This is a genomic window from Pseudomonas sp. ICMP 460, assembly GCF_002723595.1.
In the GTDB taxonomy this organism is placed as follows: domain Bacteria; phylum Pseudomonadota; class Gammaproteobacteria; order Pseudomonadales; family Pseudomonadaceae; genus Aquipseudomonas; species Aquipseudomonas kitaguniensis.
The window spans coordinates 1-22,043 of record NZ_LKBR01000026.1; the positions used below are offsets into that span (position 1 = coordinate 1).

15 protein-coding genes are annotated in these 22,043 nt (G+C 60.4%); 8 read left to right on the forward strand and 7 right to left on the reverse strand.

Annotated elements, in window-relative coordinates:
• Positions 1-430 precede the first annotated feature (430 nt).
• The gene (locus tag AO240_RS18310) at positions 431-1,843 is read right to left on the reverse strand and encodes a transglycosylase SLT domain-containing protein (protein ID WP_099238088.1); all 1,413 of its coding nucleotides are present in this window, start codon (positions 1,841-1,843) and stop codon (positions 431-433) included.
• Positions 1,844-1,941: 98 nt separating this feature from the next.
• Positions 1,942-2,709, reverse strand: coding sequence for a hydroxyacylglutathione hydrolase (gloB, locus tag AO240_RS18315; RefSeq protein ID WP_099238090.1), 768 nt, complete (start codon positions 2,707-2,709; stop codon positions 1,942-1,944).
• Between the two features lie 65 nt (positions 2,710-2,774).
• Between gloB and AO240_RS18320 the strand changes: the two genes are divergently transcribed.
• The 4 genes from AO240_RS18320 (at position 2,775) to AO240_RS18335 (ending at position 5,685) form a co-directional block, all read left to right on the forward strand.
• Positions 2,775-3,533: a class I SAM-dependent methyltransferase gene (locus tag AO240_RS18320; protein ID WP_099238092.1), complete on the forward strand. Its 759-nt coding sequence runs from the start codon at positions 2,775-2,777 to the stop codon at positions 3,531-3,533.
• 88 nt (positions 3,534-3,621) lie between these two features.
• Complete coding sequence (gene rnhA / locus AO240_RS18325; RefSeq protein WP_029291380.1) at positions 3,622-4,074, forward strand: ribonuclease HI; 453 nt, start codon at positions 3,622-3,624, stop codon at positions 4,072-4,074.
• A gap of 82 nt (positions 4,075-4,156) precedes the next feature.
• Positions 4,157-4,897, forward strand: coding sequence for a DNA polymerase III subunit epsilon (gene dnaQ / locus AO240_RS18330; protein ID WP_162839868.1), 741 nt, complete (start codon positions 4,157-4,159; stop codon positions 4,895-4,897).
• A gap of 215 nt (positions 4,898-5,112) precedes the next feature.
• The gene (locus AO240_RS18335; protein ID WP_058411683.1) at positions 5,113-5,685 is read left to right on the forward strand and encodes a GNAT family N-acetyltransferase; all 573 of its coding nucleotides are present in this window, start codon (positions 5,113-5,115) and stop codon (positions 5,683-5,685) included.
• Here AO240_RS18335 and AO240_RS18340 read toward each other — a convergent pair.
• Positions 5,682-6,572 (reverse strand): LysR substrate-binding domain-containing protein, encoded by an 891-nt coding sequence (locus AO240_RS18340; RefSeq protein WP_099238094.1) that lies wholly within the window; start codon positions 6,570-6,572, stop codon positions 5,682-5,684. The genes AO240_RS18335 and AO240_RS18340 overlap by 4 nt on opposite strands.
• Before the next feature lie 181 nt (positions 6,573-6,753).
• Here AO240_RS18340 and AO240_RS18345 point away from each other — a divergent pair, with 181 nt between their 5' ends.
• Positions 6,754-7,098, forward strand: a complete 345-nt coding sequence (locus tag AO240_RS18345; protein WP_099238096.1) for a hypothetical protein — start codon at positions 6,754-6,756, stop codon at positions 7,096-7,098.
• Between the two features lie 60 nt (positions 7,099-7,158).
• On the opposite strand, the gene AO240_RS18350 is transcribed toward AO240_RS18345, so the two are convergent.
• Positions 7,159-7,395, reverse strand: coding sequence for a hypothetical protein (locus tag AO240_RS18350; RefSeq protein ID WP_099238098.1), 237 nt, complete (start codon positions 7,393-7,395; stop codon positions 7,159-7,161).
• A gap of 227 nt (positions 7,396-7,622) precedes the next feature.
• On the opposite strand from AO240_RS18350, the gene AO240_RS18355 reads away from it, so the two are divergent.
• Positions 7,623-8,180, forward strand: a complete 558-nt coding sequence (locus tag AO240_RS18355; RefSeq protein ID WP_099238100.1) for an NADPH-dependent FMN reductase — start codon at positions 7,623-7,625, stop codon at positions 8,178-8,180.
• A 42-nt stretch (positions 8,181-8,222) separates the two neighbouring features.
• Here the strand turns inward: AO240_RS18355 and poxB are convergent, their stop codons facing one another.
• The 3 genes from poxB to AO240_RS18375 all read right to left on the reverse strand — a co-directional run bounded on the left by poxB (position 8,223) and on the right by AO240_RS18375 (position 13,159).
• Positions 8,223-9,947 (reverse strand): ubiquinone-dependent pyruvate dehydrogenase, encoded by a 1,725-nt coding sequence (gene poxB, locus AO240_RS18360; protein WP_099238102.1) that lies wholly within the window; start codon positions 9,945-9,947, stop codon positions 8,223-8,225.
• Between the two features lie 1,075 nt (positions 9,948-11,022).
• Positions 11,023-11,517: a DUF934 domain-containing protein gene (locus AO240_RS18370; protein WP_058411677.1), complete on the reverse strand. Its 495-nt coding sequence runs from the start codon at positions 11,515-11,517 to the stop codon at positions 11,023-11,025.
• Positions 11,501-13,159: a nitrite/sulfite reductase gene (locus AO240_RS18375; RefSeq protein ID WP_099238104.1), complete on the reverse strand. Its 1,659-nt coding sequence runs from the start codon at positions 13,157-13,159 to the stop codon at positions 11,501-11,503. The genes AO240_RS18370 and AO240_RS18375 overlap by 17 nt, the downstream gene beginning before the upstream one ends.
• 422 nt (positions 13,160-13,581) lie before the next feature.
• On the opposite strand from AO240_RS18375, the gene AO240_RS18385 reads away from it, so the two are divergent.
• Together AO240_RS18385 and AO240_RS18390 are read left to right on the forward strand one after the other, a co-directional pair.
• Positions 13,582-14,649 (forward strand): ABC transporter substrate-binding protein, encoded by a 1,068-nt coding sequence (locus AO240_RS18385; RefSeq protein WP_099238108.1) that lies wholly within the window; start codon positions 13,582-13,584, stop codon positions 14,647-14,649.
• Positions 14,650-14,774: 125 nt separating this feature from the next.
• Positions 14,775-22,019 (forward strand): NEL-type E3 ubiquitin ligase domain-containing protein, encoded by a 7,245-nt coding sequence (locus tag AO240_RS18390; protein WP_099238110.1) that lies wholly within the window; start codon positions 14,775-14,777, stop codon positions 22,017-22,019.
• The last annotated feature ends 24 nt before the right edge of the window (positions 22,020-22,043 follow it).

Consider the following 22,043-nt stretch of genomic DNA (forward strand, 5'->3'; position numbering starts at 1 on the left):
GATGATCGTTCCCACGCTCTGCGTGGTAATGCCGCTCCGGACGCTCTGCGTCCCGCTTTTTCAGCCATGGAATCTCCCACATTTGACCGCATTCAGCATGGGAGATTGGGTCGGCTTTCAGGCCGCCTGCTTGTGATTGTGATCTTGATCTAAGGCGCCCCGTTAAACCACGATGGCCGAACGCAGATATTACGGAGCGGGTAAACCGGCAGGACGCCGGTTTAGCCGCGCTGGGCCAAGGATGGCCGATCGCGGCGGCCCGCTGCGTAATATCGGAGTGAGGGCACACCGAGCCTAAGCGAGGTGCCGAGTGGTGGGGCAAGAGCGTTTTGGTTACTTTTGCGCTTTTCAAAAGTGACCCGCTGTAAGAGCGGAACCGATATAAGCCATCACCTCAATAACGGATATGCACTCAAACCCCCGCAGCGCCCTATCTAGGCCCCGAAACCACCAGCATCTGCCCTGGTTTCAACGCCTGACCCGTCCGCGGGTTCCAGCGTTTGAGATGCTGCATCTCAACGTTAAAACGCTTGGCAACGATGTACAGCGAGTCGCCTTTTTTGACCTTGTATTGCACCGGCTTTTTGCTGTCAGCCTTGGCCACTACCTTGCGCGTGTCCTGCATCACCAGGCTTTGGCCAACCTTCAGCGCCTGCCCATTGAGCTTGTTCCAGCGCTGCAGGTCATGCACGTCAACCTTGTTCGCCTTGGCGATCAGCGTGAGGTTGTCGCCAGTGCGCACCTTGTAGCTGCGCGAGCGCCCGGCAACGCGGGCGGTCTCAACTTCGTCGAATACCGCCTTTTTAGGGCGCATTGCCAGCAATTCATCAGGCCGCATCGCCGAAAGGCTGCTGGCCAGCAAGTGTGCCTTGGAGCTGGGCACCAGCAAATGCTGAGGGCCGTCCAGGGTTGTGCGTTGTTTCAAGGCCGGGTTGAGCTGGAACAGTTCGTCTTCGTCAATTTCGGCCAGCGCGGCAACCCGTGACAGGTCCATGCTTTGCTTGACTTCAACCACTTCGAAGTACGGCGTGTTGGCGATCGGGTTGAGGTTCACGCCATACGCTTCGGGCGCCAGCACCACTTGCGACAGCGCCAGGAACTTGGGCACGTAGTCCTTGGTTTCCTGGGGCAGCGGCAGGTTCCAGTAGTCGGTCGGCAGGCCGAGCTTTTCGTTGCGCTCGATGGCCCGGCTCACCGTGCCTTCGCCTGCGTTATACGCCGCCAGGGCCAACAGCCAGTCGCCGTTGAACATGTCGTGCAGGCGGGTCAGGTAGTCGAGGGCGGCGGTGGTGGAGGCGGTGATGTCGCGGCGGCCATCGTAGGCGCGGGTCTGGCGCAGGTTGAAGTAGCGCCCGGTGGAGGGGATGAACTGCCACAAGCCGACCGCATCGCTGCGCGAATAGGCCATAGGGTTGTAGGCACTTTCAATCACCGGCAGCAGCGCCAGTTCCAGGGGCATGTTGCGTTCTTCAAGGCGTTCGACGATGTAATGAATGTAGAGACTGCCGCGTTCTCCGGCGTTCTCCAGGAAGGATGGGTTGCTGGCAAACCACAAGCGCTGTTGCTCGATACGCGGGTTTACGCCCAGGCCTTCCTGTAATTGAAAGCCCCGTCGCATGCGTTCCCAGACATCCTGGGGCACTTCGGGGCTGGGCTTCTCAGAAAGCCAAATAGGTTTTTGCTTGATCTTGGCGGCAAGATTGGGTTTGGGTTGCACGGTGGATTGTGCAGCGAAATTCGTCGATTGGCAGCCCGCCAGCGTCGCGGACACAGCCACCGCCACAGCTTGAGCCAGGCGGGTCAATGCGTCTGAAGAGATGGATTTACGAATAGATGACGACATTGGCTGGAAGTAAGTTCCGGGCAAAAATGTCGGGCGATTCTAGAAAGCGCGTGGGTCGCGGTCAACCATTCAGAATTTCCCTACCAGATTGCACGCCCTTAGAACTTATCTTTCCATGCCCTCAAGCTAGCAAACACCTCGGCCCCAGAGCGGTTGTCGCGACCATTCCGTTCGTCCGCTTTTTGTTTAACAGATGTTTCAGAGGTGCGTAAAAAAGGGTTAGTACGTTTTTCCAGGGCCAAGTTGGACGGCAGCGTTATCTCGCCGCGGGTGCGCATTTGGTTGACCTTTTGCACGCGCTCGGCAATATCGGCGTTGTCCGGTTCCACCGCGAGGGCAAATTTGAGGTTATTTTGTGTGTACTCGTGGGCGCAGTAAACCAGCGTATCGTCGGGCAGGGCGGCCAGACGTTCCAGCGAGGTGTGCATTTGTAGCGGGGTGCCTTCAAACAGGCGACCGCAACCGGCAGCGAACAGGGTGTCGCCACAAAACAGCACGCCTGAATGGTAAAAGGCGATATGGCCGAGCGTATGGCCCGGTATTGTATACACCTCAAAGTCCCAGCCGAGCGCGGTGATGCGGTCGTTATCCTGCAGGGCCGTGTCGCGCGCCGGGATGTTCTCGCTCGCCGGGCCGTAGACCTTCGCGCCGGTAACACTTTTCAGTTGCTCCACACCGCCGACATGATCATGGTGATGGTGGGTAATCAGGATGTCGCTGAGGGTCCACGCCGGGTTCTGTTTGAGCCAGGCCAGCACCGGCGCGGCATCGCCAGGGTCGACCACCGCGCAGCGCTGGGTTTGCGGGTCTTGTAACAACCAGATGTAGTTGTCGGTGAAGGCGGGTAGGGCACTGATCTGTATCATTCGTCGATTCGCCAAGCTGAACACATTGGTGCATCTTAGAACGTCTAGGCGAGTTGGAGAATGCAATGACTGATAAAGCGTTCGCCCAGGCCGATCCTGAGTGGCTGGCCCTGATCGGCGCAGCGCGCGACTGGCTGAACGGGCCGATCGGGCAATTTTTGCTGGATGAAGAGCGGCGCATGCTCGAAGACGAGCTGGGCCGGTTCTTTGGTGGCTACCTGGTGCATTACGGCCCCTCGGCCCAAACGCCGCCCGCCGCGCCGCAGGTGCAGCGCAATGTGCGCCTGGGCGCACCATTGCCCGGTGTAGAAATTGTGTGTGAGGAACAGGCCTGGCCCTTGAGCGAACACGCCGCCGATGTGGTGGTGTTGCAGCACGGCCTGGATTTTTGCCTGTCGCCCCACGGTTTGCTGCGCGAAGCGGCGAGCAGTGTGCGCCCTGGTGGCCACTTGCTGATTATCGGCATCAACCCCTGGAGCACCTGGGGCCTGCGCCACATGTTCGCGCATGACGGCCTGCGCCAGGCGCGCTGCATCTCGCCTTCTCGGGTGGGCGACTGGCTGAACCTGCTGGGCTTTGCGCTGGAGAAACGCCGCTTCGGGTGCTATCGTCCGCCGTTTGCGTCGACCCAGTGGCAAGGCCGCCTGGCGGGCTGGGAACGCCGCGCAGGCGCCTGGCAGTTGTCGGGTGGCGGCTTCTATTTATTGGTGGCGCGCAAGATCGTGGTCGGGCTGCGGCCGGTGCGCCAAGTGCTGCGCCAGCCCATGGGCAAGCTGGTGCCGATGCCAATGGCCAAGGTCAACCGCAAGCAAAGCGAACCGTAACACTCTCCTTTTTGATTTCAGGCCGAGTCTTTCGGCCTCGGGATACTGTCGGCCGATTGCCGCCAGCCCGTTTTGATGGATGCAACCGATGACCGATAGCGTAGAACTCTTCACCGATGGCGCCTGCAAGGGCAACCCTGGCCCCGGCGGCTGGGGCGCCTTGCTGGTGTGCAAGGGCGTGGAGAAGGAACTGTGGGGCGGCGAAGCCAACACCACCAACAATCGCATGGAGCTGATGGGCGCCATTCGCGGCCTGGAAGAACTCAAGCGGCGCTGCGATGTGCTGCTGGTGACTGACTCGCAATACGTGATGAAGGGCATCAACGAGTGGATGGTCAACTGGAAAAAGCGCGGTTGGAAAACCGCCGCGAAAGAGCCGGTCAAAAACGCCGACTTGTGGCAATTGCTCGATGAACAATGCAACCGCCATAACATCACCTGGAAATGGGTGCGTGGGCACATCGGCCACCCTGGCAACGAGCGCGCCGACCAGTTGGCCAACCGTGGCGTGGACGAAGTGCGCGGCTACAAGCAGAGCTGAGGCTGGCTGACGTGTTAACATCGCGGCCTTTGACTCACACCACACTGCTTACCAAACCGTTGAGAGCTGAACCCTGATGGCCATCCGATCTGTTGTACTCGATACCGAAACCACCGGCATGCCGGTGACCGATGGCCACCGGATCATTGAAATCGGCTGTGTCGAGTTGATGGGGCGCCGCCTCACCGGGCGTCACTTCCACGTGTACCTGCAACCGGACCGGGACAGTGATGAAGGCGCGATCGGCGTGCACGGCATCACCGACGAATTCCTCAAGGGCAAGCCGCGTTTCGCCGAAGTGGCCGATGAGTTTTTCGACTTCATCAACGGCGCGCAGCTGATCATCCATAACGCGGCGTTCGACGTAGGCTTCATCAATAACGAGTTTGCCCTGATGGGGCAGACTGATCGGGCGAATATCGCGCAGCACTGCTCGATTCTCGACACCTTGATGATGGCCCGCGAGCGTCACCCAGGCCAGCGCAACAGCCTGGATGCGCTGTGCAAACGCTACGGCGTCGACAACTCCGGCCGTGAACTGCACGGCGCGTTGCTCGACTCCGAGATTCTGGCCGACGTTTACCTGACCATGACCGGTGGGCAAACCAGCCTGTCACTGGCGGGTAACGCTTCGGATGGCAGCGGCTCGGCGGAAGGCTCGGGCAACCGCGCTTCGGAAATTCGTCGCCTGCCGGCAGAGCGCAAGCCCAGCACGATTATTCGCGCCAGTGAGCAAGATTTGGCTGAGCACGCCGCGCGGTTGGAGGCTATCGCCAAGTCGGCGGGGGCACCGGCGTTGTGGTCTCAGTTGACCCAGCAATAAGCGGATTGAGTGCTTGGGTCAAAAGCGTTTTTTTTTTGTGGGAGCGGGCTTGCTCGCGATGCAGGCACCTCGGTCTATCATGTACACCGAGCTGACTGCATCGCGAGCAAGCCCGCTCCCACATAAGGCGCATTGCAACAGTGACGCGGGTGCCTTAAACGCCGAGTCGACAGGGTCGATTGCATCAAGGGTTAAGTATGTTTATGCACGCTGTAATGAACCCGAAGTACCCGGGCCTCAGTGTACGGGTCGCCGACGAGGGCTTTGATGCCTACGTGTGGGGCAATGATTTCAGCTTTGAGGTCAGTGCCTACGGCGTGCCCGAAATGGGCCTGCGCGTCGACCAATGGCCGGTCGAGCGCATCGTGCCGTACCGCAAGTGTTATGGCATCGACCCGGAAGAGTTCAGGAGCTTTCGCGACGCGCCCGACAGCGCGATCTTCATGGCTTACCTGGATGACCGCGCGGTCGGGCATATCGTGGTCAGCACTAACTGGAACGGTTTTGCCCACGTTGATGAACTGGCGGTGGTGTTGCCTGCACGGCGGCATGGCGTGGCCAAGGCGTTGCTCGATGTGGCGCAGTTCTGGAGCCGCAAGAAAAACCTGCCGGGCATGATGCTCGAAACCCAGAACAACAACCTCGGCGCGTGCCGCTTGTACGAGCGTTGCGGCTATGTAATGGGCGGCATCGACCACCTGCGCTATCGCGGTATTGACCCGCAAACCCGCGAAGTGGCGATTTTCTGGTACCGGTTGTTCAAGTCAGAACGGGACGCGGCGGGCTAGGTCAGCAAGGCCTCGGCCTTCAGCGCGATGATCTGCAGCAGCGCGTTTAGCGCTGGCGTGGGTTCTGCACCCTTCAAACTCAATGCATACAGAGTCACCGGGATGGGCGGCGATAACGGGCAGGCGTCCAGCCCGGCCTCGCGCGCACCGGAGGCGGTGAACGGGTCGACAATCGCCAGGCCTTCGCCGGCTTCGACCAGGCTGCGCATCATCTGATACGTCTGCACGCGTGTGTGCACCACCGTCAGTGGGCGCAAGGCTTGCAGCTTGGCGTCCAGCAGGCGACTCAGCGGGTCATGCCCTTCAAGCCCGATCATCGACTGCCCGGCTAGCTCCTGCAACGCGATGTACTTTTGCCTGGGTTTGAGCCAGCCGTGGGGCGCGAGCAATTGCAGTTTGCCCTGCGCAAGTACCGTGCTGTGGATGTGCGCATGTTGCGGGTCATGCAGGCTCAGGCCCACATCGGCTTCGTGCAGCAGCAGGCTTTTGACAATCTCCCGCGTCGGCTGGCTGGACACGTTGCACGGTGTGTCCTGAAAGCGTCGGCGCAGCAGCGCAATGCTTTGCGGCAGCAGTTGGTTGGCCAGCGGTGCGGTACACAGCGCGCGCAAGGCGGGGGCGTGCGGGTGTTTCAAACGCCCGGCCAGGCGTTGAAGCGGCTCCAGCGCCTCGTAGAGCTGGGCAATGGCGGGCTGCAACTCAAGTGTTTCACGCGTCGCTTGCAAACGCCCGCGCACACTGGCAAACAGCATGCAGCCCAGTTGTTGCTCGGCGTCCTTGAGCGTCGCGTCCACATCGCCCACGGGGAGTTGCAACCATTCGGCGGCCGTGCCGAGGTGTCCGGTCTGCAAGATCGCCTGAATCACTTCGATATGACGTAAACGCATCGCGGGAGTCTATGTTCAGTGCGGTATGGTTTCAATGGCTGGGTAAAAAACAGCGCGGGCGTGGGTGTGTTTGCGCTACCGTTAAGCGCGCAGGCGGCTGCAACCAGCCTGTCACACCTCTGATCATCAACGACCAATGCCGGTTAGCCGGTACATACAACAAAAACAGGTCCGGTCTCGAATGCCCATACCCTCGATCTTCTTCGGGGTAACGGCCAAGCCACTCCTGGTCCTGGTGACCGTGGGGTGCGTGGCTGCTTATCTCTTTAATAGTAACGATGAACACACACCAGAAAACCTCGCACTTGAGGCGTTTATCCGTTCCCAGGAACGTGTGGGCGAGCAAATAGGTGCGGTGCTGGAGATAGCGCTGGTACGGCAGGTGGTCGCGTATCCGGCTCACGGCATGCCGGGTTACACGCGTTTGCTGTACGCGGTGGAAGGAGAGCGGGGGTCACTGATGGTCACGCTGAAACACATCGACGGTGAGCAGGGCGCAGAAGTGACGGAGATCCGTCGGCCGTGATCACCCGGCCCAGTCAACGCCATCAATGGCCAGGACTGAGCAGGTCGATAAGGCGAGATCTTATGAAGCGAGGGTCGTTTGCGATTCGCGGGTGATAATGGTGCCCGACTGGATCAATCTGAATTCATCGCCTTCCAGTTTTTCTACACGATCGCCAATGGCCAGCTTGTAGGTTGTGGTGGGCGCCGAGCCAGCCAGGTCGCCTTGCACCGGGTTGGATTCCTGGAACTCATGCACCGAATACACGCGTCCTTCCGCGTCTCTGGCATGGAACTGTCCGACAAGTACTGCAGCCATCTGTTTAGAACCTCTGGAGATAAACACTCGATTTGCGGTTCTGTAGACCGTCAGAGAGCGGGGTAGTTTACCTATGGAAAAAAAATACTATTCGTTGATACTTTCAGACGCTTCCTACGCATGGAAGGGCGTGGCAAGCCTCTGCGGGATTTTGAAAACCTGCTGGTGAACGCGGCGCGAAGACTTTATAACTACAAGCCCCTTTAGTCAGACGTCAGGAAAACCTCATGAGCAAGGTCTACACGATTGCCGTCCTGGTTGGCAGCTTGAGAAAAGCGTCGATCAACCGCAAAGTCGCCCTGGCCTTGGCCGAACTGGCCCCGGCCAACCTCAAATTGAACATTGTCGAAATTGGCGATTTACCGCTCTACAACGAGGACATCGACGGAGCATCGCCGCCAGCAGCGTACAGTACTTTCCGACAACACGTGAGTTCATCCGACGCGGTGCTGTTTGTGACCCCGGAATACAACCGGTCCGTGCCCGCCCCGCTGAAGAATGCCATTGACGTAGGCTCGCGCCCTTACGGGCAAAGCGCCTGGAGCGGCAAGCCGGGCGCGATCATCAGCGTATCGCCGGGTGCGATTGGCGGCTTTGGCGCCAACCACCATCTGCGCCAATCGCTGGTGTTTCTTGATGTGCCGTGCATGCAGCAACCGGAAGCCTACCTGGGTGGCGCGGGCAGTGTGTTTGATGACGCGGGCAAGCTGTCGGAGAAGACCGCGCCATTTTTGCAGGCGTTTATCAATGCCTATGGCAAGTGGGTCGAAAAACAGCACGGCTGACCGCCAGAACCCGGCTTTCAAAGCCGGGTTCTTATGACGTGCTCAGCGTAGCCAGTTGGTGCGCGCCAGCTCGATCACTTCGTCGCCGCGCCCGCTCATCACGGCCTTGAGCATGTACAGGCTGAAACCCTTGGCCTGTTCCAGCTTGATGGTGGGCGGCATCACCAGTTCCTGAGTGGCGGTGACGACGTCCACCAACACCGGGCCATCGTGTGCCAGCGCACGACGCAGCGCGGGTTCAAGGTCTTCAGATTGCTCTACACGAATCCCCAGAATGCCCATGGCGTTCGACATCGCCGCAAAATCCGGGTTTTTAAGCTCGGTGCCGGTGTCCAGGTAGCCAGCAGCTTTCATTTCCATGGCGACGAAACCCAACGATGAGTTATCGAACACGATGACTTTAACCGGCAATTTCAACTGCGCCAGCGAGATGAAATCACCCATCAGCATGGCGAAACCGCCGTCGCCCGACATCGAAATCACCTGCCGCCCAGGAAACGCCGCTTGCGCGCCGATGGCCTGCGGCATGGCATTGGCCATCGAGCCGTGGTTGAACGAACCGATCAGGCGGCGCTTGCCGTTCATCTTCAAATACCGTGCGGCCCACACGGTGGGCGAGCCAACGTCGGCGGTGAAGATCGCATCGTCGTCCGCCAGCTCGCTGAGCAACCGCGCAACATATTGTGGGTGAATCGGGCGGCCGGCTTTTGACGGCTGCGCCAGGTCATCCAGGCCCTGGCGGGCTTTCTGGTAATGCTTGAGTGACGTGTCGAGGAAGCTGCGGTCGGTCTTGCGCGTCAGGCGGGGCAGCAGGGCGTCGATGGTTTCGCTGACGTCGGCGGCAATGCCCAGGTCCAGCGTGGCGCGACGGCCGAGTGCCTGCGGGTTGCGGTCTACCTGAATGATTTTTGCGTCGGTCGGGTAGAACTGGCGGTAAGGGAAGTCGGTGCCGAGCATGATCAGCGTGTCGCAATCGAACATCGCGTGGTAGCCGGAGCTGAAGCCGATCAGGCCGGTCATGCCCACATCAAAGGGGTTGTCCCATTCCACGTGTTCTTTGCCGCGCAAAGCGTGCACCACCGGCGCGCCGAGGGTATCAGCCAAGGCCAGCACTTGGTCGTGGGCACCAGCGCAGCCACTGCCGCAGAGCAGGGTGACTTTCTCGCTGCTCTGCAGAATCTCGCTGAGGCGTTGCAGGTCTTGTTCGGCCGGCAACGTGCGCGGCGCGTGCAGCGCTGGCCACGGCTTGAGTGTGTCTTCGACTTCAAGCAGCGAGACGTCGCCTGGAATCACCACCACCGCCACGCCACGGTTGAGAATCGCCGAGCGCATGGCGCGGTGCAGCACGTGCGGCATTTGTTCGGGGTTGGTGACCAGTTCTATAAAGTGGCTGCACTCTTTGAACAGCTCTTGGGGATGGGTTTCCTGAAAGTAGTTCAGGCCGATTTCAGTCGACGGAATTTGCGCCGCAATCGCCAGCACCGGCACATGGTTGCGATGGCAGTCGAACAGCCCATTGATCAAGTGCAGGTTGCCTGGCCCGCAGCTGCCGGCGCACACGGTCAACTCACCGGTGGCGGCGGCTTCGGCACCGGCGGCGAAGGCGGCGACTTCTTCGTGGCGTACGTGCATCCATTCGATGCTGTCCATGGTGCGCAGGGCGTCGGTGAGGCCGTTGAGGCTGTCGCCGGTCAGGCCCCAGATGCGTTTGATGCCCGCCTGTTCAAGGGTGGTCGCCAATTGCTGGGCCAGGTTTATTTTCGCCATGAAGAACTCCAATCGTCAGTAAGGTAAAAAATTGCTGATCAATAGGGGACAGTTCGATCACGGCGAATGCTCCGTCTTTAATGTGAAGATTGCGTTAGGGAGGGGGTGTGGGGGGCTGATTTTTTTGGGTGTATATCCGTTATTTTTGTGGGGGCTGGTATGGGTTCCGCCCTTACGGCGGGTCACTTTTGAAAAGCGCAAAAGTAACCAAAACGCTCTTGCCCCACCACTCGGCACCTCGCTTAGGCTCGGTGTGCCCGCCCGCAGGCTTGAATCCGTGGGCCGCCGCGATGGGCCATCCTTGGCCCAGCGCGGCTAACCCGGCGTCCTGCCGGGTTACCCACGGATTCAAGCCTGCGTGCGGCCATCGTGGTTTAACGGGGCGCTTCTCAGATCAAGAGCAGATCAAGAGCAAAAGCACGGCGGCCTGAAAGCCGACCTGAGTGGTTGAAGCAGATCAAGGGCGGATTTTGCATACACGGCAGATCTGCTTTTTTTTGCTTTTTGTGGGAGGGGGCTTGCTCCCGATTGCAATGTGTCAGATAAATATTTTTCAACTGACACACCGCTATCGGGAGCAAGCCCCCTCCCACAGTTTGACCACATTCGGCTTGGGGGATTGGGTCGGCTTTCGGGCCGCCTGCTTAGATGATCGTTCCCACGCTCTGCGTGGTAATGCCGCTCCGGACGCTCTGCGTCCCGCTTTTTCAGCCATAGAATCTCCCACATTTGATCGCATTCAGCATGGGAGATTGGGTCGGCTTTCGGGCCGCCTGCTTTTGATCTTGATCTAAGGCGCCCCGTTAAACCACGATGGCCGAACGCAGATATTACGGAGGGGGTAACCCGGCAGGACGCCGGTTTAGCCGCGACGGGGCAGGGACGCCCCGTCGCGGCGGCCCGCTGCGTAATATCGGAGTGAGGGCATGCCGAGCCACAGCGAGGCACCGAGTGGTGGGGCGAGGACCTTTTGGTTACTTTTGGGTCCTTTCAAAAGTGACCCGCTGTAAGAGCGGAACCGATATAAGCCATTACCCAAATAACGGAAACGCCTTCAATCTAAACGTAAGAAGCCCTAGCGCCGACGAAACAGCGGCAGCGGCTCATCCGTGGCCGCCTGGTACGTCACCGAGAAATCCTTGAGGCTTTCCAGTGCTTCATACGGATCTTTGTCCGCGCGCAAGGCGAAGGCATCGAACCCGCAACGGCGCAGGTAAAACAGTTGGTCGCGCAGCACGTCGCCAATCGCCCGCAGCTCGCCTGTGTAACCATAACGGTCACGCAGCAGGCGCGCGTTGGAGTAGTTGCGGCCGTCGGTGAAGGCCGGAAAGTTCAGCGCGATGACCTGGAAATGCTCCACGTCAGCGCCGATCTCTTCGGCTTCTTCATCGGCGTCCAGCCACACGCCCAGGCCGCCGTCGCGGGCCTTGAGGGCGTGGCCGTGTTCGCGCCACAGCGCCAACGGCACGATCAGGTCGTCGCAGTTGGAGATGCCGTCGAAGCTCGCGTCCTTGGGCAGCAGGTGCCAGGTTTCGTCGAGGACTTCGTTGTTCTTAATGATTCGCTGCATAGACGCGCTCCTTGAACAGGTCAATGCCGATGCGCTGGTAGGTGTCGATGAATCGCTCATCTTCGGTGCGCTGCTCAACGTACACGTCGATCAGTTTGCCGATCACCTCGGGCATGGCTTCCTGGGCGAAGGACGGGCCGAGGATCTTGCCCAGGCTCGCGTCGCGGCTGGCACTGCCACCCAGGGACACTTGGTAGAATTCTTCGCCTTTCTTGTCCACGCCCAGGATGCCGATGTGGCCAACATGGTGGTGACCACAGGCGTTCATGCAACCGGAGATGTTCAGGTCCAGCTCGCCGATGTCGAACAGGTAATCCAGGTCGTCGAAACGGCGCTGGATCGATTCGGCAATCGGGATCGATTTTGCGTTGGCCAGCGAGCAGAAATCGCCGCCCGGGCAGCAGATGATGTCGGTCAGCAGGCCGATGTTCGGCGTGGCGAAACCTTGTTCGCGCAGCTCACCCCACAGGGCGAACAGCTGCGACTGTTCAACATCGGCGAGGATGATGTTCTGCTCGTGGGAGGTGCGCAATTGGCCGAAGCTGTAGCGCTCGGCCAAGTCGGCAACGCCGTCCAGCTGTTTGTCGGTGATGTCGCCCGGTGCAACGCCGGTCGGTTTAAGCGACAGGGTCACGGCCACATAGCCGGGTTTTTTGTGGGCCAGGGTGTTGCGGCTGCGCCAGCGCGCGAAACCTGGGTGTTGCGTGTCGAGTTCGGCCAACTCGGCGTCCTGATTGCTCAGGGCCTTGTAGTCCGGGTCGACGAAATGCTTGGCGACGCGATGCACTTCGGCGTCGGTCAGGGTGGTCTGGCCGCCGCGCAGGTGTTGCATTTCCGCGTCGACTTTTTGCGCAAATACCTCAGGGGTCAGCGCTTTGACCAGGATCTTGATCCGGGCCTTGTATTTGTTGTCACGACGGCCGTAGCGGTTGTAGACCCGCAGGATCGCGTCGAGGTAGCTCAACAGGTCCTGCCATGGCAGGAATTCGTTGATGAACGCGCCGACCACCGGCGTACGGCCGAGGCCGCCACCCACCAGCACCCGGAAGCCCAGCTCGCCGGCCGCGTTGTGCACCGGCTCCAGGCCAATGTCATGCACTTCGATGGCGGCACGGTCCGAGGTCGAGCCGTTGACGGCGATCTTGAACTTGCGCGGCAGGTAGGCGAACTCAGGGTGGAAGGTGGTCCACTGACGCACAATTTCACACCAGGGGCGTGGGTCGATCAGCTCATCGGCCGCCACACCGGCGAATTGGTCGGTGGTCACGTTGCGCAGGCAGTTGCCGCTGGTCTGAATCGCGTGCATCTGCACGGTCGCCAGTTCAGCCAGAATGTCCGGCACGTCTTCCAGCGCCGGCCAGTTGAACTGTACGTTCTGGCGGGTGCTGATGTGGGCGTAACCCTTGTCGAAGTCACGCGCAATTTTGGCCATCATGCGCGTCTGGCGCGAAGTCAGTTGGCCGTAAGGCACGGCGACCCGCAGCATCGGCGCAAAGCGCTGAACATACAGGCCATTTTGCAGGCGCAGAGGGCGGAACTCTTCTTCGCTCAGCTCACCTGCCAGGTAGCGTCGGGTCTGATCACGGAACTGCTTGACGCGGTCCTCGATGATGCGCTGATCGTATTCGTCGTATACGTACATATAGGTCCTGTTCTCGGCAAATCTGCGCGCACGGCCGCGCACTCCAAACGGAGCCGGCGCACGATACCAGTTTGCGTTTATGCGCAAAAGTGATGTTTGAGTATATGCAAAGAACCAAATCGACTAATGAGACTGATTATCTTCATATCCACATTTGTCATAGGGGCAAGCATGAACTTTACTGTGATCGAGTCTTGATGCAATCACCTATAAAACCGACAAGAGGCGATGCGATGAGCAATTCGACAAAAGCCCGTAAACCCGAGAGCAGCGTGGATGCCTGGGCCATTCTGTTCCTGATAATTCTGGTGGTGGGAACCGCCGTGTTCTGGGTCAGCCACTCGTAAAGTCTGCTGATCGAGCCTCGATTGACTGTCGCATTGCCATTATCATGGCGGTCAACATTCCAGGCTTGAACAACCATGTTGAAGGTTCTTGTTACGTGCGTGTGGTTGCTGGGCTCGACGTTCGCGGCGCTGAGCCATGCCTCCTCGGTGGTGTTCCTCAACCCCGGCACGTCCACCGAAAACTTCTGGGTTAACTACGCGCAATTCATGCAGGCCGCCGCCAAGGACCTCGGCCTGGATTTGCGCGTGCGTTATTCCGAGCGCGATGCCCGCAACACCTTGGCGCAGGCCCGCGAAGCGCTGCAAGGCGCCGAGCGCCCCGACTACCTGGTGCTGGTGAACGAGCAATACGTCGCCCCGCAAATTCTGCGCATGGCCCTGGGCAGCGGGGTCAAGCTGTTGATCGTGAATAACGCGCTCACCCCTGACCAAGTGCACTTGCTGGATGCCGGCGAGGACGCCCCCTGGATCTGCAGCCTGGTGGCCGATGACGAGCAGGCGGGTTACCTGATGCTCACCGACTTGCTGCGCCAGCATGGCCCGGTCGCGCCAGGTGATTCCCTCGACCTGTTGGCGTTTTCCGGCGCCAAGACTACGCCCAGCGCGCAACGGCGTGAGAAAGGCCTGCGCCGCGCCCTGGCCGAGCATCCCGAGGTGCGCCTGCGCCAGTTGGTCTATGGAGAATGGAGTCGCCAACGCGCTTTCGAACAAGCGACGCAATTATTCAAGCGCTACCCGCAAACCGCGCTGGTGTGGTCGGCCAACGACGAGATGGCGCTGGGTGCCATGCAGGCGCTGCAGGAGAGCGGGCGGGTGCCGGGCAAGGACGCGTTGTTCAGTGCAATCAACAGCTCGCCGCAGATCTTGCAGGCACGCCTGGATGGGCGGTTGACGACATTGGTTGCCGGGCATTTCACCTTGGGCGGGTGGGCCATGGTGCTGATCAACGACGACGCCAACGGCGTCGACACCAGTGCCTATGGCGGGCGTGACCGGCAGCTGGCGTTATTCCAGCTGATTGATGCGGCCCAGGCGCAGCGCTTGCTTGCGCCAACGCCGCCGGTGAACTTTCAGGCGCTGTCGGCCCAAGGCAAGCCTGCGTCCTACCGTTACCCGTTCAGCTTGCAGCTGCTGCTGCGCTAAACCCCCGCGAACAGAATGCCCAGCACCACAAAATGGCTGGGCTTGCCGCGCGCGTCGTAGCTATGCACCACCGGCCTGGTGCGGGCCGGTGGTGTGCTGTCACTCAACCTCACAGGAGTGACAGCATGTCCGATTTATCCCCCCGTTCCACCCGCAGTAAACCACCCGCTGCGACCTTGAGTATTCACGGCGACTTCCTCGAAAGCGCCGTTCCGCAATGGCTGGTTGACGCCACTCCGGCTAGAAGGTCGGCGATTAAACAGGCCGCCCCGGTGTTGCCGGGCTGGTACAAAAATGCCTCGCCTGCGCAGCGCAAGGCAGTCGATGCGAGCTTCAAAGCCAGCGCCACGGCTCAGAACCGACTGGATAAAACCCTGTCGACGCTGCTGGACATTGATGCGTTCGCCGAACCGCTATTGCTTAAGGAACTGAAGGAGCGTTTCAGCGTAGAGGTGGACGTCAACCAGACCTTTTTACGCCTCAAGCGCGCGCTGACGGTGAGCATTTTGGACGTGGAGGCGGCGTCGTACAAAGTCCTCGCGCTGCCAATGCTGCAGGCCGCTTTGCATAACTTTGAAGCAGCGGAATGTGAAGCCGGTGCTTATCACAGTTCATCCGGTTTCACCGTGGCAGGTGCCGAGCCCGACACGTTCCGGTCGGTCAGCGTGAACCTCAGCGTCAGCCAGTTTTTAACCGTGTGTCGCCGCCTGGATCTGGGCGCGAAGTATCAGGCCTACCTGCAGTCGTTTTTTCATCCGGCCGATGCGGTGGCTGAAGCCACCCTGCGCCGGCACTTTACCGCCAGCCAGAAAACCGCCATGCGCGCGGCCGCCGAACAGGCGCTGTTGACCCGCGACATCGAGCCTGCGGACTACGCCATGATTGTGTCGGTGATCAACGGCGAGATTCATCCCTGGATGGGCGACAAGCAGGTCTGGTTCAAAGACATGGGCTTGATGAAAAAAAGAATGATCGGCTGTATGGCCTTCGTAATCTGTGAAAAGTACCGCTATAGCGACGAGGTGATTCTGTATATCCCGCATGACCGCGCCCATCCGCTCAAGCGCTATACCTCGTCGCAGATGCGTGACGAATTCAAGCGGCTGTTTACCGCCAGAGGCAGCCTGGCGCCGACTGATCCCGGCCCGACCGAGTACCAGCGGTTTTACAGTCAGTTCGTGCCCTACCATCATCGCCCTTACTATTTCAGTCAGTTCAGCAAAAAAACCGCCGACTCACCGAGTGGCCCGCTGACGTCTCCCTGGCGCACAGTCATTGAGGTTCTCAGCGGCGTATCGAACATTACCCGTCTGGGGCCGTTGCCGCCTGAGCCTGCGGCCAACATGGAGCCGGAACCCGACCCCTACATTGCGGCCTCGACCGTTACCCGCAAAGGCGCGGGCATCTGGGCTGATAACGTCGACCCGTGGACCTACCTTTACGAGCAGAACCGCGACAAGGTCTTGGCCGATGCGCGCAGTCACGCGGTGCCCACCGAAGACGTGGATGTGAAGGCGCGTGAGGCCAAGCTGGCGCATCTGCTGGAAATCGGCATGCTGGCGCTGAACGCGGTGTCCATGTTTGTGCCGGTGTTGGGCGAGATCATGCTGACGGTGATGGCCGGGCAACTGCTTTACGAAACCCTTGAAGGGTCGATCGAATGGGCCGAGGGCGACAAGCGTGCCGCCAAGGAACATCTGGTCGATGTGGCAGAGAATCTCGCGCAAATTGCAGTGATGGCGGCAGTAGGTGCCGGCGTCAGCAGGTTCAGGGCGGTCAAGCCTGAGCCGCTGCTTGAGAGCCTCAGCCCGGTAACGTTGCCCAATGGCGAGATGCGCCTGTGGCGGCCCGACCTGGGGCCGTATGAAAGCTCGGTTTCGCTGGCCAAAAGTTCAGGCCCGAATGCCTTGGGGCAACACCTGGTCGACGGCAAGACGTGTATTCGCCAAGGCACCAGGGTCTACGAAAAAACCTTCGACGAGTCGATCAAAAAGTGGCGCATCGTGCATCCAGCGGATGCCGGCGCCTACCAACCGCTGCTCGACAGTAATGGCCAGGGCGCCTGGCGGCACAGCCTTGAGCGCCCGCTGGAATGGGACCGTTTGACCCTGCTACGGCGCATGGGCCACGTGACCGAGGCTTTTTCCGACGTTGAGCTGATCAAGGTCGCGGATGTCAGCGGGGTCAGCGACAACGCCCTGCGCAAAATGCACATGGATCATGCCGCGCCACCGCCCGAACTGGCGGACGCCTTGCGGATCTTTCGCGCAGATTTGGGCGCAGGCCAAGTGATTGAACAACTGCGCGGCACGCAGCCGATTGATGAGCGGTATTTGTATGTGTTGCCACTGGTGGCGGAAATGCCGCGCTGGCCTGCCAACCGCGTGCTTGAGGTGTACAAAGGGCCGGGGCTGTTGGGAGAGTCCGTCAAATATGGTTCCGAACGCCTGTTTCGTGAGGTCGCGGCCAAGCCGTCGATCAAGGTCAGCCGCGCCGATATATTGAGTGGTGAATTGCCCGCGCGCATCCTCGCCAGCCTGGACGAGGCCGAGATCATCGGGCTGCTCGGTGAGCGCGACGCGCGCCTGCATGACGCCAGGGCGCAGGCGTTCGGCAAGCGCATCACGGATTACGCGCGGACCCGCAAACCGGCGATTTTCGACAGCATCTACCAGGGCACCGAAAAGCTTGACCGCTATGTGCAGCTATTGCAGCGCACCTGCCCTGGGCTCAGCGAGTCGGCGGCCGAGGAGGTGCTGGCGCATGCGGCTGCCGATGACCTCAAGCAACTGCACGGCACTCGCCGGGTGCCGCTGAACTTGCTGGAAGAGGCCCGCTGGTATACGCGGCAAGGGCGTCAAGCGCGAGCCTATGCCGGTTTGCGCAGTGACAATATCGCCTCGGCAGACAGCCGCCGGCTGGCGTTGCACACCCTGGAAAAACTGCCGGGTTGGCCGCAGACCTTGCGCCTGGAAGTGCGCGACGGCAGTACCCGTGGCCCGCTGCTTGACAGCATCGGCAGCGAGACCGCGCCGGAGAAAAAGTACCTGGTCAAAAAAGGCCCGAGCTTTCAGGCATTTGACGAGCGCAGCGAGGCCCTCAACAGCGTGCGCATGGAGGGCGATAATTTCTATATTTCGCTGATGCATGCCATGCCCGATAACGCCCGGCAGGGCCTGGGTGTGCCGCAGGTCAGTCAACATGCTCAGTTGAAACAGAAAATCATCGACGTTGCCGACGATTACCGCAGTGAAGCGGCGCAGCTATTGGCGCCGCAGAGCCAATGGTTCAGGCCGCCCGTGCGGGTCAACGGCAAGTTGCTTGGTTATTACGCCAGTGGCCGTGCCCCCGGCCTGAAGTTGAACCTCTCAGCTCGGGCGCGCGCGATCTACCCGGAACTGACTGACGCGCAGGCCGATGGCTTTATTCGCCAGTTGTCGCAGGCCGGTAAAAGCGACAAGGAGATATTCAACCTGCTGCAGAACCGTGAGCGTGAGTACACAACGCTGGCGTCGACACTCGACCAATGGGTCGGCCGCCCAGCGCTGGCGCTTGAGCCATGGAGTGCAGCCCCCGACAATTCGGCGTATCAGCATAGAGTTCAAGTCGCGCAGTTATTCAAAGCGTTATGGCGACGCTCGCCTTTAGCCGCAGCGGGTAGCAGCGTTGCGCGTTTTTCGATTGTGATGAACGAAGCGCCACCACCGCTTGGGGTTGATTTTTCACATATTCGCGAATTGTCGGTGGGCGGACGCGGACTCAACGATCTGAATGCCGATGGTTTTCTTGCGCGGTTTCCCAATGTGGAAACCCTGTCGATCGGCGAAAACGGCCGTGTATGGGACCCCTTGATATTTGCCAAGCCGTCTTTGACGACGCTGCCACGGGCCGTGGAGGCGATGACCAAACTCAAGAGCCTGACGTTGAAGGTGGATTCGTCGTCGTTGGCGACAGACTTTTCCTCACGGCTCAATGCATTGACGGCGCTGGAGGAGTTGACCATCAAATGCAGCGGGTTTACGCCGTCGGCACTGCTCAATAGCCTTGATTTGTCAGCGTTGCAACAGTTGAAAAGACTGCGCTTCAATGCCACCAGTACGCTGTCGCAATGGCCTGCGTATGTCGAGAACCTTGCGCGGTTGGAACGCCTGGACCTGGTCAATACGAGTATTCGTGCACTCCCTGAAACGCTGTATTCGGGGCATGAAAATCTCTGGGCCGGGCTCTCGCTCGACTGGTCAAATTTGCCCCGCGAGGCGTTCAAGCCTGCGTATGAGTACGTCAAAAACTATCGGGGCGAGCGCGGGCATCTTGCCGACCTGCAAGAGATGGTCAGCGGGTACGCCAGGGGCGAGTTGCAGTCCCTGATGAACCTCTCCCGTACGACTACTGCTCTGCACGAAAACTTAATGACGACCTGGGACACGCCTGAAACCCGGTTTGCCGCTGTTGAGGCCCTTGGCACTGAGTACCGCGGGCTTTTCGACAGGTTCTATTACCCGAATGCAAACACCGGGGCGCGTTTCAGGCTACGCGCGTTGCCATGGCAAACGGGCGCAAATGCCGAGGTGATCAGCGCCCTCGAGACCAGTTGGCGCGCAGCGGTGGCCCAGCGCTATGGATTGATAGGTGATGTGTCGGCGTTCGAATTGCCATCACCGGAGTATCAATTGACCGCCCCGGTGCAGGCTGTGGAAAGTGTAGAACTGCCGCAACTGCCGGCCGGAAGTTTTTCCCATGTGCGCACCTTGCGCCTCGGCTGGCCAGGTGAGTCTATTGAGCAGACGCGCAGTTTTTTGCGCGCGTTCAAGGGCGCGCAAACGCTGGAGATCAGCGGTCAGGGCTTGACTGAAATGCCTGTTGGTCCAGGTGATCTCCCCGCTTTGACGCGGCTCGACCTGTCGAATAATCGCCTGGTGGTCACGCCAGTGGTTCAGGCGCAACTGAGCGGGCTCGGCAGCCTCGAACTGCTGGATCTAAGCGGCAACCCGCTCAGTGGCCTGGATGTCAGCGGGTTGACGCAACTCAAAGCGCTGAACATGCGCGCGACGGACTTGCAGGCCTGGCCGGCAGGCGCGGAAAACTTGCCGCAGTTGGCCTGGCTCGACTTGCGCGACAATCAGTTGCGCGCATTGCCCCCACACGTGCTGACTAACGATGAGGCGCTGTTGAAGGCTAACCTGGTCGGTAACCGCTTGGATGCGGCGGGCGAGGCGGGGCTGAAGTCGGCGCGCCAGCGCGTCGAAACTGCGCGTGGCCTGCCCGAGGGCGCCTTGGGCCGGTTTGAACAGGAAGCCGTGCCGAGCGTCTTTCCACCGCAGGAAACCGGCTGGTCGATGGCGCGTTATTTGTTGCCATTGCCGCGGCAAACCGTTGGCCTCGAAGGGGCTGCCGGGTTTGTCGAGCGTTTGCAGCAACTGAGCCCGACGTTGACCGATGAGCAGGCCCTGCAGCGGCTTGAGCAACTGCGCGAAGGCGCAATGAGTGACTCGCACATAGACGCGCAACTGAGCGCATGGCGCCAGGCGTACGAAACCCTGGTGCGCGAGCTTAACGGCTGGCTGTATACCGCCCAACTACGCGCAACTGACGTGAGCGCGGCGGCTGAAGAACGCCGGCTCGTTGCGGTCAAGGTCAGTGAGTGCTGGCAACGCGGCCTGGCCGCCGACCCGGCCGCTGAGCTGAGCCTGCACGGCCTGCAAAGCGACAACCTGCCTGAATTGACCCTTCAGTTTGCGCATGTCCGAACGCTGGATTTGACCGGCGTGCGCTGCTCGGGGCAAAGCGCCAACGGCTTCCTCAACAGCTTCGCGCAACTGCGCAGGCTGGTCTTGAGCGGGAACGAACTGACCGAGCTACCGGTGGCGGTTGAGCGCATGCACCAGCTGGAGCGACTGGAGCTGGCGGCCAATGCGCTGACCGATCCCGAGCCACTGTATCGTCAACTCAGTGCTGCACCCTTGCGCTGGCTGGACCTGAGTCATAACAACCTGAATACGTTCAGCACGCGCGCTTTCAGCCGACTCGACACCTTGGAACTCAGCTACAACGCTATTACCGATTGGCCCGACGGCGCACTGGAAGCCAGCGCTTTGCGGACGTTGAACCTCAGTGGCAACGCCCTCACGACGTTCCCCCAGCGTTTACTGGCTGGCAACCGCGAAGGGTTGGTCGCGGGCACCGACCTGTCCGACAACCATCAGCTCTCACTCACCAGTTTTGAACAACTGCGCAGCTACAGCGACGCCCATCAAAGTGGGGCTGTCATGGGGCTGACGCGGCACGAGATAGACTCAAGGATTACTGAGCTTGAGAGTGACTCCGATGCGGGAACGGGCTCTGAAAACACCTCTGGCTCTGATTCCGACGGCGACTCAGGCGACGATGATGATGGCTACCAGCCTTTGGAAATCATCCTTGACCCGGCGGGGGAAGCGGGCGAGCCGGTGCTGGCCGCCTGGCTGCAGAACACACCGCAAGCGCTGGCCGCGTCCAGGCGGCAATTGTGGCTGCAATTGACACAAGCGCCAGGCCACGCGCCGTTCTTTCATTTGCTTTCGCAACTGCGCGATACCCAGGAGTTCCGCTTCACCCGTGTGGACCTGACGCGGCGGGTATGGGTGGTGATCGAGGCCGCCGCCGGCGATGCGCACCAGCGTGAGCTGTTGTTCATCGCTTCGCAAACCCACAACACCTGTATCGACGGGCGCACCCTCACGTTCAGCGCGATGGAGGTGCTGGTGTTCGAGGAGAATGCGCTACGTGACGTTCCGGTTCGCAACCTGAGGCTTCGGGGCCAGCGCTTGTTGGCGCTGTCGCGGCAATTATTTCGCCTGGACCAGATCGATACATTGGCCGAGTCGCGCGCGCAAAACCTGGACCGGGCCGAAGTGCGCTTGCAGTACCGGATCGGCATGACCCACGGCTGGCCTGACGGGCTGGCGCTGCCGGGGCAACCCACGCATATGGCGTTCGGGACGCCGATCAGCGGGCAAAGGTTGATTGACGCGCGCGCCCTGGTGCTCGCCGCAGAAGCGTCCGACACGTTTTATGAAAGCCTGATTGCCCGTGATTACTGGCTTAATTACCTGCGCCAGCGCTACACCGAGGCGTTCGATGCGCTTGAGGCTAACGCGCTGGCGCGTCAGGACGCGCTGGAAGATGAACACAGCGCCAGGGAGCCGGGCACCGACAGTCAGGAACGCTACGAAGTGGCGTTGAACCTGTTGGAGATTGAGCTGGGCAGCGCACGCGCGCAGAAGCTGATTGAGCTGTCGCGTAACGAGGTGCTGCAACTGACGACCGGCGCGGTCGAGACGCCGGCGCCGCGGCCTGCATCGCCGCAACCTGGGCCGTCTTCGCGTCAGTAGTGCATCAGGCGCCAATACCCGCAC